Annotated in this window: 2 protein-coding genes; both read left to right on the top strand. The window is 42.9% G+C overall.

The features are described from left to right. On the top strand, positions 1 to 123 hold a 123-nt coding region (locus tag KSZ58_RS23050; RefSeq protein WP_254884745.1), incomplete at its 5' end, for a phage holin family protein. Continuing rightward, positions 123 to 1,043 (top strand): N-acetylmuramoyl-L-alanine amidase, encoded by a 921-nt coding sequence (locus tag KSZ58_RS22335; protein WP_217752956.1) that lies wholly within the window; start codon positions 123 to 125, stop codon positions 1,041 to 1,043. The genes KSZ58_RS23050 and KSZ58_RS22335, both read left to right, overlap by 1 nt. Positions 1,044 to 1,208 lie beyond the last annotated feature (165 nt).

Raw genomic sequence — 1,208 nt, 5'->3', positions numbered from 1 at the left:
AATGAAGCACGTTCCATCTGTGAAAACTTTGTTGAAGCTGGATTCAACGTACCAAAAATTTTGAGCAACGGCTTAGCTGTTGCCGACAAACTTATTAACAAAGAAAGCGAGGACGAAGAATAATGAAAATATTACTTATTGCAGGGCATGGTGCAGGCGATCAAGGAGCTTCCGGATGTGGATACAAAGAAGCTAACCTCACCAGAGAGTTAGTCAACCTGATTGCTCCAAAACTGAGAAAATATGCAATTGTGGATGTATACAATCAAAATCGCAGCGCATTCTATGATGTGCAGAACGGTACATTCAAAATCAGTAAGTATGATTATGTGCTGGAAGTACATTTCAATGCATTCGATGGATCCGGACACGGAACAGAAATCTTTGTAACAGACAGTGAGAAGTATACTGATGTTGAGCAGGCCATCATGAACAAGCTGGGAAAGCACTTCGTGAAGCGTGGTGGCTCCGGTGTCAAGGTGACAAACTGGCTGGTGATTTATACATGCAAGTGTTTAGGCATCAGCTCCGCCTTGTTAGAGACGTGCTTCATTGACAATAAGGCTGACATGGCCGAATATCAGGCAAATAAGGAATCCATCGCACAGGGCATTGTAGACGGCATTGCAGAAGGCTTCCAGCTGAAAGCAAACAGCACAGAGCAGAAGCCAGGGAACAAACCTGCAAAACATAAGAAACCTTCCAAGCCTGCGAAACCGGGACAGCCTGATCAGATTTTGCATAAAGGAGAATACTTCGTCATTACAGGAGTGCATAGCGTAGACCAGGTATTGGCCAACATGGATAGCATCTGGTGCGAGGAGATGACCGGGAACGGCGGTAACTCCATTCAGGCGGGACCACTTACCAAATGTGATAAGAACGGTAAGAAAACAAAGTCACAAGTTTTCAGCGTAGGTGATTACTGGAAATGTGACAAGAAATTTAAGGTGCTTGCGGTGGATAAACCTACAAATTCAGTGCAGGCAAATGTCGGAGGTCGTAAAATCTGGCTGTATGCCGGACCGTTGCGCGAAGTCTAATACATAAAATTACCACTCATTCCTTCGGGGATGGGTGGTTTTTTTATGTATAGTTTGACAAAAAATTACAAAAAATGTATTATTTAGGTGTGATAATCATGAGGTGAGGGTATGGATTGGACGGGTTTAAATCAAATAAATACTATTTTAGGTATAATCAATGGT

This window comes from Erysipelatoclostridium sp. DFI.2.3 (assembly GCF_019132535.1).
Taxonomy (GTDB): domain Bacteria; phylum Bacillota_I; class Bacilli_A; order Erysipelotrichales; family Erysipelotrichaceae; genus Clostridium_AQ; species Clostridium_AQ innocuum.
This window is presented reverse-complemented; position numbering and strand designations above follow the sequence as displayed.

What these genes read in the sequence shown, in the direction of transcription:
- KSZ58_RS22335 (WP_217752956.1), top strand. Translation starts at nt 123, where the DNA reads ATGAAAATATTACTTATTGCAGGGCATGGTGCAGGCGATCAAGGAGCT.